Here is a 15,486-nt window from a genome sequence, read left to right on the forward strand (position 1 = left end):
CAAATGAACGGTGCAGAAACAAGAAAACTGCGGTTTGGCTATCTGATCGCAGGCCTTCTTACCCTGGGGGCGGTGACGTTGTTTACCGCTGCCCTGCTGCTGTTCAACTCCGCCGCCACCGGCATCAGCCAAGCATCGAAAGAGTTTTCATACCTTGAGCGAAAAACGTTCAACCTTGTCACCGTGGCCCGGCGTGAACGGGCGGTCAGCAGCGCGACCATGTTCGAGCGCACCGCCAAAAGCCTCTCCATTGAGGTTGGGGCAATCAAGCGCGAGACGGAAAAGCTGGATGCCGCCATGGAGGAGATCAGCAAGGTCAACAGCCTTTCTGAGTGGATCATCTCGCTGACCGGGCAATTGGGGATGCTGGAGATTCCCGCCAGCGCGTCTCTGCAGGCCTTTAACCGGGCCTATTCCTCGGCCCTTGCCGCCGCTGAACTGTTTGCCGATGAGGTCGATTACGTCATCGAAGCGCAAGGACCTGCCGACATGCAGGGCCGCATTGCCGGCCTGCTTGAACTGTACGAGAACAACACGGCAGCCTTTTACAACTCCCTTAACGCAGCCTTTGCCCAGCGCGCGACGCTGCAGCACCAGGTTCTTACACGCGTTGCCTGGGTGTTCGTTTCCGTTTTCCTGCTGCTCAACGCCGCTGTGATACTGCTGATTTTCCGCCCGCTTGAGCGAACCATCGAAAGCACGATGCGGGCCCTGCGCCGCGAACGGCGCCGCGCCGAATCCGCCGACCGGGCAAAATCGGAATTTCTCGCCAACATGTCCCATGAAATCCGCACGCCGATGAACGGCGTGATGGGAATGGCCGAATTGCTGGTTAAAACGGAGCTGAGCGCGAAACAGAAAACCTATGCCGGCATCATCATGAAGTCAGGCGCATCGCTGCTGACCATCATCAACGACATTCTGGATTTTTCCAAGCTGGAAGCCCGCCAGATGGAGCTCGATGCCGTGCCCTTCAATCTGGCGGAGGCGATGGAGGATGTAACGGCCCTGTTTGTCTCCCGCGCTGTCGAGAAGGATCTGGAACTGATCGTCAGGATCGATCCCGATCTGCCGAAAATGTTGGTTGGCGATGCCGGGCGCCTGCGCCAGATCGTCACCAATCTGATGGGCAATGCGGTCAAGTTCACCGAACAAGGACACATTTTCCTCAACATCCGCGGCGAAGCGGTCTGTCCATCCAGGGGCGATGGGGAAGACGGCGGCCCCGCCAGCCGATACCGGCTGACGTTCGAGGTCGAGGATACCGGCATCGGCATTCCACCGGAAAAATGCGCCGCCGTGTTCGAGAAATTCTCCCAGGTCGACGGATCGGCCACCAGAAGGCACGAGGGAACCGGATTGGGACTTTCCATTGCAGCCTCGCTGGCCGAACTGATGGGCGGCAAGATTGGTTTGCAATCGGAACCCGGCAAGGGATCGACATTCTGGTTTACCGTCGAACTGCCGGCCCATGAGGGTAAGGAAAGCGCGAAGGACATCCCCGTCAATGCTGCCGGTGCGAAAATTCTTGTGGTGGACGACAACGCGGTCAACCGCTCCATCCTCAGCGAACAGATGGCCGCCTGGCAGTTCGATGCGGCTGCCTGTGTGAGCGGGGAGGAGGCACTTGCGGTTCTCCGGGAGGCTGCCTGCCGCGGGTTGGCCGTCGATTGCGTGGTGATGGATTACCACATGCCCGGCATGAACGGCGGCGATGTCGTTAGGGCCATGAAAGGCGAAGACCTGCTGTGTGACATCCCGGTCGTCATGCTCACCTCGGTAGAGCAGACCGAGGACGGCAAGGCGTTTTCCTCCCTTGGCATCAGTGCGCAACTGGTCAAGCCGGCACGCTCTTCACAATTGCTGGAAGCCATCCAGCAGGCATTGCGCGATGCGCGCGGCCGGGCTGAAGGCGAGGAGGGCATGTTGAGTGGCATTGCCATGGCCCGGAAAATGGCAACCGTGGGGACTGCATCGCCGTCTGAGGACGTTTGCGAGGCCAGGGAGACGGTGCTCGGTGAGATGCAGCACAGTGAGCCGCAACATGAAGAGCCGCAGCATGGTGAGCCGCAACATGAAGAGCCACTGCAAGACAGAGCTCCTTCGAAGGCGACTGCTTCCCGATCGGACAAGCCGACCCTGGAGCCGGAACAGCAGCGCACGGCATCCGGCACGAATTCCGGCAAGGCTAAGGCTGCAAGCGAAACTGCCGGGGTTGCAGAAAACGGCGAAGCGCCGCTGGATATCCTTGTTTGCGAGGACAATGAGGTGAACCAGATCGTTTTCACCCAGATACTGGATTGCACCGGTTATTCCTACAAGATCGCAAAGGATGGCAAGGAGGGCGTGGCGTTCTATTCCAAATACCGTCCCCATCTCATCCTGATGGATGTCTCCATGCCGCGGATGAACGGGCTGGAGGCAACCGGGGCGATCCGCAAATTGGAGCAGGGCACGGGGGGCCATACCCCGGTCATCGGCGTGACCGCCCACGCCATCAAGGGCGACATGGAGCGCTGCCTGAAAGCGGGCATGGACGATTATCTTGCCAAACCCGTCTCTCCAGACCGGCTGTGCGAAAAGATCGACCGGTGGATGCCGCAGGCGGCGGACAAGGGCGAAACGCAAGCGGCGCGCGCCATGACCGCGGTGTGAAACGCTGGCCCCGCTGATCCAGCCATCGCATGCCATTGAAAAGATTCCGTGAATTCAAAATTCCGGCAAGATTTACCCTTGCCTTTTGCACCGCCCGCCGCTATCTACACCGCAAGTAATGAAACAGCGCGCTGGGCCGCAACGGGTCTTTGCGCGCTTAAGTTCATGGAAAAGCAAGGTTTTTTCGAATCCAGTGCGGGCTGAATCACCCGTTCCGCGAGGAATGGCGGTTGTCGCGGTGGCGTTTACGCCCCGGTTTTACCGGCTCTGGCTTTGGGTTTGATCAGGAATTCTTTGGAATGGCGTCGAAAACCAATCCGTTCACCTTTCTTCAGCAGGTCCGCCAGGAAGTGTCGAAAGTCACCTGGCCGACGCGGCGCGAGACCATGGTGACGACGGTCATGGTGTTTATCATGATCCTTCTGGCGGCATTCTTCTTCCTGGCGGTGGATCAGGTGCTGTCAACGGTCGTGGGCATGCTCCTGGATATCGGAAGCTGAGGAAAGACGGCGGCCTTTTGGGCCGGCCGGCTACGAGGAACTGGACTTAAGACAAATGGCCAAGCGTTGGTACATCGTTCACGCCTATTCGAACTTCGAAAAGAAAGTGGCGGAATCGATCCAGGAACAGGCGCGCCAGAAAGGTCTCGAAGATCTGTTCGAGGCCGTCATGGTGCCGACCGAGAAGGTGGTTGAGGTACGCCGCGGGCGCAAGGTGGATGCCGAGCGCAAGTTTTTTCCCGGCTATGTGCTGGTGAAGATGGAACTGACCGACGAGGCTTTCCATCTGATCAAGAACACGCCAAAGGTTTCCGGTTTTCTGGGTTCCGACAACAAGCCGCAGCCGATTGCCGATCGTGAAGCCGAGCGCATCCTAAACCAGGTACAGGAAGGCGTGGAACATCCCAAGCCGTCCGTTTCCTACGAAATCGGCGAGCAGGTGCGGGTTTCCGACGGGCCGTTCGCATCCTTCAACGGCGTCGTTCAGGAAGTGGACGAGGAACGCGCCCGCCTGAAGGTAGAAGTTTCGATCTTCGGACGGGCAACCCCCGTCGATCTGGAATACGGCCAGGTCGAGAAGGTCTAGTTCAGGTCCGGCATTTCGCCAGGGGCGAAGCGCGGGATTTGAGCACATTCAAGTTGAACGCAGACCGCGCGAAGGCGGGGGATGCGCAAGATTTGAATAGCACAATGCGTGGAAGGTAAGGCTGGCTGGCCGCCGGTCAAACCGCACCACGCAACTGCAACGCCGGGACCGCCTGCCGACAATGGCATCGGGCGCCACCGGGAAACCGCATCGCCCGCCCGGTTTGGGCAGGCAAGTGAAAGGCAGTCAACATGGCCAAGAAAATCGCCGGTTACCTGAAACTGCAGGTGCCAGCAGGCAATGCCTCCCCGTCGCCGCCCATCGGGCCGGCCCTGGGTCAGCGCGGCCTCAACATCATGGAATTCTGCAAGGCATTCAACGCCAAGACCCAGGAGATGGAGAAGGGCGCACCGATCCCGGTCGTCATCACCATCTTCCAGGACAAGTCGTTCACCTTTGACATGAAGCAGGCGCCCGTCTCCTACTTCATCAAGAAGGCCGCCAAGCTGAAGTCCGGCTCCAAGGCGCCGGGCAAGGAAACCGCCGGCAAGATCAGCGCCAAGCAGGTGCGCGAGATCGCCGAGGCGAAAATGCAGGATCTGAACGCAGACACGATCGATTCCGCCATGCGGATGGTTGAAGGGTCTGCCCGTTCGATGGGAATTGAGGTGCAGGGCTGATGGCTGGCAAACGTACTCGTAATGCCGTCGAGGGCATTGACCGCAAGAAAGCCTATTCGCTGGACGAAGCCGTTGAGATGGTCAAGGCGCGTGCCACGGCCAAATTCGACGAAACCGTTGAAGTGGCGATGAACCTGGGCGTTGACCCGCGCCATGCCGACCAGATGGTCCGCGGCGTGGTCGAATTGCCCAATGGTACCGGCCGTGATGTGCGCGTTGCCGTGTTTGCCAAGGGTGACAAGGCCGAAGAAGCCAAGAAGGCCGGTGCCGACCTGGTCGGCGCCGAGGATTTGGTGGAAACCGTGCAGAAGGGCGAGATCGATTTCGACCGCTGCATCGCAACACCGGACATGATGGCACTTGTAGGCCGCCTCGGTAAGGTGCTGGGCCCGCGCGGCCTGATGCCGAACCCGCGCGTTGGCACCGTTACGCCTGATGTGGCAGCTGCTGTTGCTGCCGCCAAGGGTGGTGCGGTTGAATTCCGCGTCGAGAAGGCGGGCATCGTTCACGCCGGTGTCGGCAAGGCTTCGTTCGATGCCAAGGCGCTCGAAGAAAACATTCGTGCCTTTACCTCCGCCGTTTCCAGGGCCAAGCCCAGCGGCGCCAAGGGCACCTATCTGAAACGGATCGCCATCTCCTCCACCATGGGGCCTGGCGTAAAAGTGGATCTGGCATCACTCGGCGAAGCCTGAGCGATGGCGATGTAGAATTCCGGGTCCGGTTTTCCAGGCCCGGTAGTTTCAACCAAGTCCGGTAGTGGATGAAGTTGAAGCGGCTGTTGAAGAAAATGACGTAGAGTCATGTTTTTCAACGGTATCCTGTCCGAGATTGCGGGCGGTTTCCCGTTTGGGAGCGCCTTAATCCGGCCAATTGCGAAAGCGTTGCCGGGCCTGCATGAGATGGGGGTGAGAAACGGAATTTGGGCGCCTGGCGCCAGGGTTTCGGTTCGAACTCGTTGACCTTGTCTGTTCCACCGTCCTGCGGGACCGGCGGAATGGCCATCAGGGGACAGGACCTTGAAGCGCCGTTTTGTGCGCGGGTGTTGTCTCCCGGCGGAGCCGGAAGGGCCCGCACGGGGAGCGGCAATGTCAACCGGTTCCAGCGCATTGAAGGGCTGGAGCCAGAATGGAGAGAGACTGTGGATAGAGCGGAAAAACGCGAGTTCGTCCAATCCATGAACCAGGTGTTTAACGACGCCGGGGCCGTGGTTGTGGCGCACTATACCGGGCTTTCCGTTTCCGAGATCAGCGCGTTCCGCGCCAAGGTCAAGGAAGCAGGCGGCCAGGTCAAGGTCGCGAAGAACCGCCTCGCCAAGCTCGCTCTTCAGGGCACGGATGCAGAACACATTTCCGGACTTTTCGAGGGACAGACGCTGGTCGTCTATTCCGAGGACCCGGTGACTGCACCCAAGGCGTCCGTCGATTTTTCCAAGGCCAATGACAAACTCGTCATCCTTGGCGGAGCGATGGGCGCAACGAACCTCGACGTGAACGGTGTGAAGGCGCTTGCCGACCTGCCGTCACTGGACGAGCTGCGCGCCAAGCTTGTCGGCATGATTTCCACGCCGGCAACCCGCATCGCACAGGTCGTCAACGCACCGGCAGGCCAGCTTGCCCGCGTGTTCGGGGCTTATTCCCAGAAGGACGAAGCGGCGTAAGGCCGTTTTTCGACAAACAGTTCGAACTGAAAAGGAAACATCAAAATGGCTGATCTCGCAAAGATCGTGGACGATTTGTCCAACCTTACGGTTTTGGAAGCTGCCGAGCTTTCCAAGATGCTTGAAGAAAAATGGGGCGTGTCCGCCGCTGCTCCCGTCGCTGTGGCTGCTGCTGCAGGCGGTGCTGCCGGTGGCGAAGCTGCTGCAGAAGAGAAAGACGAATTCGACGTCGTTCTCGCCGAAGCCGGCGCCCAGAAAATCAACGTCATCAAGGAAGTCCGCGGCATCACCGGCCTTGGCCTGAAAGAAGCCAAGGATCTCGTCGAAGGCGCGCCCAAGCCTGTCAAGGAAGGCGTTGCCAAGGCGGAAGCCGAGGAAATCAAGAAGAAACTCGAAGAAGCCGGCGCCAAGGTTGAGCTCAAGTAGGTTCTTTTTTTCGCCAGATTCGTCTGGCCCACAAGATCGGGTTCCGGATTCGCAGCGATTCCGGAACCTGCAACCGGGTTTGCCGCCAAACTTCACCAGATTGGCAGCCCCGGGCATTGTCCGGCCAAAGCGGCGTGGTTGTTTTTATGCCGGACAGTACATATCTGGGTTGTTGCGAAGGGATGGCAGCACCCTGCGGCAGGTACAGTACCGGTTTGCCCCCGGAAATTTTAGCGGTGATGCCGCTGAAGCATGTCTTAAGAACCGACAGAATGGGTTCTTCGGAGATGGTTCAGGCGGACAGCCGCATTTTGACGTTTTGATGGGCGCTGTTTCGCGCAAGGTGCCCGCAACCTGATCAAGGAGCAACGATGGCTCAGGCAGTCACTTTCAACGGTCGCAAACGGGTACGCAAGTTTTTCGGTCACATCGCCGAAGTCGCGGACATGCCCAACCTCATCGAAGTCCAGATGTCTTCCTATGACCAGTTCCTGCTGGTCGACGAGCCGGAAGGCGGACGTCCCGATGAAGGACTCCAGGCGGTGTTCAAATCGGTCTTTCCGATCACCGATTTTTCCGGTGCGGCAATGCTCGAATTCGTGCGTTACGAGTTCGATCCGCCCAAATATGACGTGGAAGAGTGCCGCCAGCGCGACATGACCTATTCCGCGCCGCTCAAGGTGACGCTTCGCCTGATCGTCTTCGATATCGACGAGGATACCGGCGCCAAGTCGATCAAGGACATCAAGGAACAGGATGTCTACATGGGCGACATGCCGCTGATGACCGGCAACGGTACCTTCATCATCAACGGTACCGAGCGCGTTATCGTATCCCAGATGCACCGTTCGCCGGGCGTCTTCTTCGATCACGACAAGGGCAAGAGCCACTCGTCCGGCAAGCTGCTGTTTGCCAGCCGTGTCATTCCCTATCGCGGTTCCTGGCTCGACATCGAGTTCGACGCCAAGGACATCGTCTTTGCCCGCATCGACCGCCGCCGCAAGCTGCCGGTCACCACGCTGCTGATGGCGCTGGGACTGGAACCGGAGGAAATCCTGTCGACCTTCTACACCTCCTCCACGCTGAAGCGGGAGAAGGAAGGCTGGCGCCGTCCGTTCAACGCCGAGGCGGTCAAAGGTACCAAGCCGACCCATGACCTGATCGATGCCGATACGGGCAAGGTGGTTGCCGAGATCGGCAAAAAGCTGACGCCCCGCCTGCTCAAGCAGCTTGAGGAAAAGAAACTCAAGGCGATCCGTGTGACCGACGAACAGGTTTACGGTTCCTATGTTGCAGAAGACATCGTCAACGTGGAAACCGGCGAGATCTATCTTGATGCCGGTGAGGAGCTGGACGAGAAGAACATGGCTGTGCTGGCCGAGGCCGGCATCAACGAACTGCCGATCCTCGACATCGACCACGTCAATATCGGCGGCTACATCCGCAATGCGCTGGTTGCCGACAAGAACGAGAACCGCCAGGAAGCACTGTTCGACATTTACCGCGTCATGCGTCCCGGCGAGCCGCCGACCATGGAAACCGCGGAAGCGATGTTCCATTCGCTGTTCTTTGATTCAGAGCGCTACGACCTGTCGGCCGTTGGCCGCGTCAAAATGAACATGCGCCTTGGCCTGGATGCCGAGGACACCGTGCGCGTGCTGCGCAAGGAAGACATCCTGGCCATCGTCAAGACGCTGGTGGACCTGCGCGACGGCAGGGGCGAGATCGACGACATCGACAACCTGGGCAACCGCCGGGTGCGTTCTGTCGGCGAACTGATGGAAAACCAGTACCGTATCGGCCTTCTTCGCATGGAGCGCGCCATCAAGGAGCGCATGTCCTCCATCGAGATCGACACGGTCATGCCGCAGGATCTGATCAACGCCAAGCCGGCGGCTGCCGCCGTGCGCGAGTTCTTCGGTTCTTCCCAGCTTTCCCAGTTCATGGACCAGACCAACCCGCTGTCGGAGATCACCCACAAACGCCGCCTCTCGGCGCTTGGACCGGGCGGTCTTACCCGCGAGCGTGCGGGCTTTGAGGTGCGCGATGTGCACCCGACCCATTACGGCCGCATCTGTCCGATTGAAACGCCGGAAGGCCCGAACATCGGTCTGATCAACTCCCTGGCGACCTTTGCCCGTGTCAACAAATACGGCTTTATCGAAAGCCCGTACCGCAAGGTGGCCAATGGCAAGGTGACCGACGAGGTTGTCTATCTGTCCGCCATGGAAGAGGCCCGCTACAACGTGGCCCAGGCCAATGCCGAGCTCGACAAGAACGGCAAGTTCACCAACGAATTCGTTGTCTGCCGCCATGCCGGCGATGTGATGATGATGCCGGCTGAAAATGTCGATCTGATGGACGTTTCGCCCAAGCAGCTCGTTTCGGTTGCTTCTTCGCTGATTCCCTTCCTGGAAAACGATGACGCCAACCGCGCATTGATGGGGTCCAACATGATGCGTCAGGCCGTGCCGCTGGTGCGTGCCGAGGCACCTTATGTGGGAACCGGCATGGAAAGCGTCGTGGCCCGCGATTCAGGCGCTGCCATTGTTGCCCGCCGCACCGGCGTGGTCGACCAGGTGGATGCGACCCGCATCGTTATCCGCGCCACCCAGGACCTCGATCCCTCCAAATCGGGCGTCGACATCTACCGCCTGCAGAAGTTCCAGCGTTCCAACCAGTCGACCTGCATCAACCAGCGTCCGCTGGTGCGTGTTGGCGACCGTATCGAAAAGGGCGACATCATCGCCGACGGCCCGTCCACCGATCTCGGCGATCTGGCGCTCGGCCGCAACGTGCTCGTCGCGTTCATGCCCTGGAACGGCTACAACTACGAGGATTCCATCCTGCTGTCCGAGCGCATCGTGCGCGATGACATCTTCACCTCGATCCACATCGAGGAATTCGAGGTCATGGCCCGCGACACCAAGCTTGGCCCGGAAGAAATCACCCGCGACATTCCCAACGTATCGGAAGAAGCGCTGAAGAACCTCGATGAGGCCGGCATTACCTATATCGGTGCGGAGGTCGGGCCGGGCGACATTCTGGTCGGCAAGATCACGCCGAAGGGCGAAAGCCCGATGACGCCGGAGGAAAAACTGCTTCGCGCCATCTTCGGTGAAAAGGCTTCCGACGTGCGCGATACGTCCCTGCGCATGCCCCCGGTGCCTTCGGCACGGTCGTGGAAGTGCGCGTCTTCAACCGCCACGGCGTGGAGAAGGACGAACGCGCCATGGCGATCGAGCGCGAGGAAATCGAAGCGCTGGCGAAAGACCGTGACGACGAGCAGTCGATCCTCGATCGCAACGTTTATGGCCGCCTTATCGACATGCTGAAAGGCAAGGAAGCAGTTGCCGGACCCAAGGGCTTCAAGAAGGGCACCAAGCTCTCAGCCGAGGTGATGGAAGAGTTCCCGCGCTCCCAGTGGTGGCAGTTTGCCGCCGGAGACGAGAAGCTTCAGGCCAAGGTGGAAGCGCTGCGCAACCAGTATGACGACTCCAAGAAGATGCTGGAAGGCCGCTTCATGGACAAGGTCGAAAAACTGCAGCGCGGCGATGAATTGCTGCCCGGCGTCATGAAAATGGTCAAGGTCTTCGTCGCCGTAAAGCGCAAGATCCAGCCCGGCGACAAGATGGCCGGCCGCCACGGCAACAAGGGTGTGGTCTCCCGCATCCTGCCCGTCGAGGACATGCCGTTCCTTGAGGACGGCACCCATGCCGATATCGTGCTCAACCCGCTCGGCGTGCCGAGCCGCATGAACGTCGGCCAGATCCTCGAAACCCATCTGGGCTGGGCCTGTGCCGGCATGGGCCGAAAGATCGGCGAGCTGATCGAGGCCTACAAGGAAAAAGGCGAGATCAAGCCGTTGCGCAAGGAAGTCGAGAGCCTGTTCGACGACAACGACCGCAACGAGCCGGTTTCCAGGTTCGACGACGACTCGGTTGTCCGCCTGGCCAACCAGCTCGAGCACGGCGTATCGATTGCAACGCCGGTCTTTGACGGCGCGCATGAAGCCGACATTGTGGAAATGCTCGAGAAGGCAGGTCTGCATTCATCGGGCCAGTCCACTGTCTATGACGGGCGTACCGGCGAAGCCTTCGACCGCCAGGTGACCATGGGCTATATTTACATGCTCAAGCTGCACCATCTGGTCGACGACAAGATCCATGCCCGTTCCATCGGCCCGTACTCGCTCGTTACCCAGCAGCCGCTGGGCGGCAAGGCGCAGTTCGGCGGCCAGCGCTTCGGCGAGATGGAGGTCTGGGCACTGGAAGCTTATGGCGCTGCCTATACGCTGCAGGAAATGCTGACGATCAAGTCGGACGATGTGGCTGGCCGTACCAAGGTCTACGAATCCATCGTACGCGGCGACGACACGTTCGAAGCCGGCATTCCCGAGAGCTTCAACGTGCTCGTCAAGGAGATGCGTTCGCTTGGATTGAGCGTTGATCTGGAAAACACCAAGGTCGATCTCATTGCCGAGGGCGATGAGGACGAACCGATGGCCGATGCCGCCGAATAATCAAAAGGGCAGGGGAGCAGCAACGCGCTCCTGCCCCCCAGTTAGCGTGATCAGTCAGCGTAAACCGCATAACGAATTATCATGTGTTTTGAAGTCGAGCGAATAGACATTTGAAGCACTCTTCAAAAGGGCAAGTTCCCGAAGGAGCCAACACATGAACCAAGAGGTCATGAATCTCTTCAACAATCCGGCAGCCGCCCAGAATTTCGATTCCATCCGGATATCGATCGCCTCGCCGGACAAGATCCTCTCCTGGTCCTATGGCGAGATCAAGAAGCCGGAGACGATCAACTACCGCACGTTCAAACCGGAACGTGACGGCCTGTTCTGCGCCCGCATTTTCGGGCCGATCAAGGACTATGAGTGCCTGTGCGGCAAATACAAGCGGATGAAGTACAAAGGCATCATCTGCGAAAAGTGCGGTGTCGAGGTAACGCTTTCGCGCGTGCGCCGCGAGCGCATGGGCCATATCGACCTGGCTTCGCCCGTTGCCCATATCTGGTTCCTCAAGTCGCTGCCTTCGCGCATCGGCAACCTGCTCGACATGACGCTGAAGGATCTGGAGCGCGTGCTCTACTTCGAGAACTTCGTCGTAACCGAGCCGGGCCTGACCGCGCTGAAGGAATTCCAGCTTCTTTCCGAAGAAGAATACATGATGGCGATCGACGAATATGGCGAGGACTCCTTCACCGCCATGATCGGCGCCGAGGCCATTCACGAGATTCTGGCCTCCATGGACCTGGAGAAGATCGCCGCCGATCTGCGCGTCGAGATTGCCGACACCAATTCGGAACTCAAATACAAGAAGCTGACCAAGCGGCTGAAGATCGTCGAGAGCTTCATCGAATCGGGCAACCGGCCCGAATGGATGGTGATGAAGGTCATTCCCGTCATCCCGCCGGACCTGCGCCCGCTGGTACCGCTCGATGGCGGCCGTTTCGCGACGTCCGACCTCAACGATCTTTACCGCCGCGTGATCAACCGCAACAACCGCCTGAAGCGCCTGATGGAGCTGCGTGCGCCTGACATCATCATCCGCAATGAAAAGCGCATGCTGCAGGAAGCGGTCGATGCGCTGTTCGACAACGGCCGCCGCGGGCGCACGATCACCGGCGCCAACAAGCGTCCGCTGAAGTCGCTCTCCGACATGCTGAAAGGCAAACAGGGCCGCTTCCGCCAGAACCTGCTTGGAAAACGCGTCGACTATTCGGGCCGTTCGGTCATCGTGACCGGACCGGAGCTCAAGCTGCACCAGTGCGGTCTGCCCAAGAAGATGGCGCTCGAACTGTTCAAGCCGTTCATCTATTCGCGGCTGGACGCAAAGGGCTATTCGTCCACCGTCAAGCAGGCCAAGAAGCTGGTTGAAAAGGAAAAGCCGGAAGTGTGGGATATCCTCGACGAGGTTATCCGCGAACATCCGGTTCTCTTGAACCGCGCGCCGACGCTTCACCGCCTCGGCATTCAGGCTTTCGAACCGGTGCTTATCGAGGGCAAGGCAATTCAGCTTCATCCACTGGTCTGTGCGGCCTTCAACGCCGACTTCGACGGCGACCAGATGGCCGTGCACGTACCGCTTTCGCTGGAAGCCCAGCTTGAGGCCCGCGTGCTGATGATGTCGACCAACAACATCCTGCACCCGGCCAATGGCGCGCCGATCATCGTGCCGTCCCAGGACATGGTGCTGGGCCTGTACTACCTGTCGATCGTGGCTGAAAACGAGCCGGGCGAGGGCATGGCGTTTGCCGACATGGGCGAACTGCACCATGCGCTGGAGAACAACGTCGTTACCCTGCACACCAAGATCAAGGGCCGCTATACGACCAAGGATGATGAAGGCAACCTGGTGTCGAAGCTCTACGACACGACGCCTGGCCGCATGATCCTCGGCGAATTGCTGCCGAAAAATCCGAACGTGCCGTTTGAAATCGTCAACACGGAGATGACCAAGAAGAACATCTCCAAGATGATCGACACCGTCTACCGCCACTCCGGCCAGAAGGACACCGTGATCTTCTGTGACCGCATCATGCAGCTTGGCTTCTCCTATGCCTGCAAGGCCGGTATTTCCTTCGGCAAGGACGACATGGTGATCCCCGAAACCAAAGTGGATTTGGTCGGTGAAACCCAGGCGCTCGTCAAGGAATACGAGCAGCAGTACAATGAGGGCCTGATCACCCAGGGCGAGAAGTACAACAAGGTGGTCGATGCCTGGGCAAAATGCGGCGACAAGGTTGCCGAGGAGATGATGCAGCGCATCCGCGCCATCAAGGTCGATGAGGAAACCGGCCGCCAGCATCCGATGAACTCGATCTACATGATGAGCCATTCGGGCGCCCGCGGTTCGCCGACCCAGATGAAGCAGCTTGCCGGCATGCGTGGCCTGATGGCCAAGCCCTCTGGCGAGATCATCGAAAGCCCGATCATTTCGAACTTCAAGGAGGGGCTGACCGTTCTTGAATACTTCAACTCGACCCACGGCGCCCGCAAGGGGCTTGCCGACACCGCGCTGAAGACGGCCAACTCCGGTTATCTGACGCGCCGTCTGGTTGACGTGGCACAGGACTGCATCATCACCACCGAGGACTGCGGCACCGAAGACGGTCTTGACGTCCAGGCCGTGGTCGATGCCGGTCAGGTGGTTGCAACCCTGGGCATGCGCATCCTTGGCCGGACCGTTGCCGAAGACATCGTCCATCCCGAAACCGGTGAGGTGATCCTTGCTGCGGGCACGCTCGTCAACGAGCGGGACGTGGACGTGGTCGAAGAGGCCGGCGTCAAGGTGGTGAAAATCCGCTCGGCACTGACCTGCGAAACCCAGAACGGCGTCTGTGCAGCCTGCTACGGCCGCGACCTGGCACGCGGAACGCCCGTCAACATGGGCGAGGCGGTCGGCGTGATCGCGGCCCAGTCGATCGGTGAGCCGGGTACCCAGCTCACCATGCGTACCTTCCACATCGGCGGAACGGCCCAGGTGGTCGACTCCTCCTTCCTGGAAGCCTCCTATGACGGCACGGTGAAAATCCGCAACCGCAACGTTGTGCGCGATTCCGAAGGCCGGCTGATGGCAATGGGCCGCAACATGGCCATCGTCATCGAGGATGCCAAGGGCAATGAGCGGGCCTCCCACCGCATCACCTACGGTTCGCGCATCCATGTGGACGATGGCGATGAGGTCAAACAGGGTCAGCGCCTTGCCGAGTGGGATCCCTATACCCGCCCGGTCCTGACGGAAGCTGAAGGCACCGTCGAGTTCGAGGATGTGGTGGACGGATTGTCGGTGGCCGAAAGCGCCGACGAATCGACCGGCATTACCAAGCGTGTTGTTGTCGACTGGCGCGCCAATCCGCGCGGCGCCGATCTCAAGCCCGCCATTGTCATCAAGGACAAGAACGGCGAGGTGGTCAAGCTGGATCGCGGTGGCGAGGCGCGCTACCTGCTGTCGGTCGATGCCGTACTGTCGGTGGAGCCGGACGAGAAGGTGTCGGGCGGTGACGTTCTGGCGCGTATTCCGCTTGAAAGCGCCAAGACCAAGGACATCACCGGCGGTCTGCCGCGGGTTGCCGAACTGTTCGAGGCGCGTCGTCCCAAGGACCATGCCGTCATCGCTGAAATCGATGGCACGATCCGTTTTGGCCGCGACTACAAGAACAAGCGCCGCATTGCGATCGAACCCAATGACTCGACCCAGGAGCCGGTTGAATATCTGATCCCCAAATCGAAACCGTTCCATCTGCAGGATGGCGACCAGATCGAAAAGGGCGATTATATTCTCGACGGCAACCCTGCGCCGCACGACATTCTGGCCATCAGGGGCGTGGAGGCGCTGGCCGCCTACCTCGTCAACGAGATCCAGGAAGTTTACCGCCTGCAGGGGGTGGTCATCAACGACAAGCACATCGAAGTGATCGTGCGCCAGATGCTGCAGAAGGTCGAAGTGACCGATGCAGGCGAATCCGGCCTCATCGTCGGTGAACATGTCGACCGCATCGAGTTCGACATCCTCAACGAGCGCCTTGCCGAGGAAGGCAAGGAAATCGCCAAGGCCAATCCGGTGCTGCTCGGCATCACCAAGGCAAGCCTGCAGACGCGCTCCTTCATCTCGGCTGCCTCCTTCCAGGAGACAACCCGCGTGCTGACGGAAGCGGCCGTTGCCGGCAAGTCCGACACGCTGGAAGGGCTGAAGGAAAACGTCATCGTTGGCCGCCTGATCCCGGCCGGCACGGGCGGCGTGATGAACAGGGTGCGCCGTCTGGCAAACCAGCGCGACGACCTCATCATCGAGGAAAAGCGCAAGATCGCCGATGCCAATGCCCGCCTCCAGGACATGTCGGGCGAGGCTGCCGAATAGGGCGCCTTGCCACAGAGCACAATACTGAAAAGGCCCGCTTGTGCGGGCCTTTTTGCCAATGGTGGTATGGCGCAGCACTCAGGGACACAGCACTCATAGCGGTGATAGAATG

At 59.7% G+C, this 15,486-nt stretch carries 8 protein-coding genes and 1 pseudogene; all 9 read left to right on the forward strand.

The window, feature by feature from the left end:
- Positions 1–3 precede the first annotated feature (3 nt).
- The 9 genes and pseudogenes from BVL55_RS17015 to rpoC all read left to right on the forward strand — a co-directional run bounded on the left by BVL55_RS17015 (position 4) and on the right by rpoC (position 15,374).
- Positions 4–2,655 carry a response regulator gene (locus BVL55_RS17015; protein WP_075996172.1) on the forward strand — a complete coding sequence of 884 codons (2,652 nt, stop codon included), beginning with the start codon at positions 4–6 and terminating at the stop codon, positions 2,653–2,655.
- A gap of 299 nt (positions 2,656–2,954) precedes the next feature.
- Positions 2,955–3,155 carry a preprotein translocase subunit SecE gene (gene secE / locus BVL55_RS06255; protein WP_075996173.1) on the forward strand — a complete coding sequence of 67 codons (201 nt, stop codon included), beginning with the start codon at positions 2,955–2,957 and terminating at the stop codon, positions 3,153–3,155.
- Between the two features lie 55 nt (positions 3,156–3,210).
- A complete protein-coding gene (gene nusG, locus BVL55_RS06260) occupies positions 3,211–3,741 on the forward strand; it encodes a transcription termination/antitermination protein NusG (protein WP_075996174.1) in 531 nt (176 codons plus the stop codon).
- Between the two features lie 251 nt (positions 3,742–3,992).
- A complete protein-coding gene (gene rplK / locus BVL55_RS06265; protein WP_075996175.1) occupies positions 3,993–4,421 on the forward strand; it encodes a 50S ribosomal protein L11 in 429 nt (142 codons plus the stop codon).
- A complete protein-coding gene (gene rplA / locus BVL55_RS06270) occupies positions 4,421–5,113 on the forward strand; it encodes a 50S ribosomal protein L1 (RefSeq protein ID WP_075996176.1) in 693 nt (230 codons plus the stop codon). Before rplK ends, rplA begins: the two co-directional genes overlap by 1 nt.
- Before the next feature lie 446 nt (positions 5,114–5,559).
- A complete protein-coding gene (rplJ, locus tag BVL55_RS06275) occupies positions 5,560–6,078 on the forward strand; it encodes a 50S ribosomal protein L10 (RefSeq protein ID WP_075997961.1) in 519 nt (172 codons plus the stop codon).
- Between the two features lie 45 nt (positions 6,079–6,123).
- Entirely contained in the window at positions 6,124–6,504 is a 381-nt protein-coding gene (gene rplL / locus BVL55_RS06280; protein WP_075996177.1) for a 50S ribosomal protein L7/L12, read from the forward strand.
- Positions 6,505–6,875: 371 nt separating this feature from the next.
- Positions 6,876–11,026 (forward strand): annotated as a pseudogene (gene rpoB, locus BVL55_RS06285) (DNA-directed RNA polymerase subunit beta).
- 154 nt (positions 11,027–11,180) lie between these two features.
- Positions 11,181–15,374 carry a DNA-directed RNA polymerase subunit beta' gene (rpoC, locus tag BVL55_RS06290; RefSeq protein WP_075996178.1) on the forward strand — a complete coding sequence of 1,398 codons (4,194 nt, stop codon included), beginning with the start codon at positions 11,181–11,183 and terminating at the stop codon, positions 15,372–15,374.
- The last annotated feature ends 112 nt before the right edge of the window (positions 15,375–15,486 follow it).

The organism is Salaquimonas pukyongi (assembly GCF_001953055.1).
GTDB lineage: Bacteria > Pseudomonadota > Alphaproteobacteria > Rhizobiales > Rhizobiaceae > Salaquimonas > Salaquimonas pukyongi.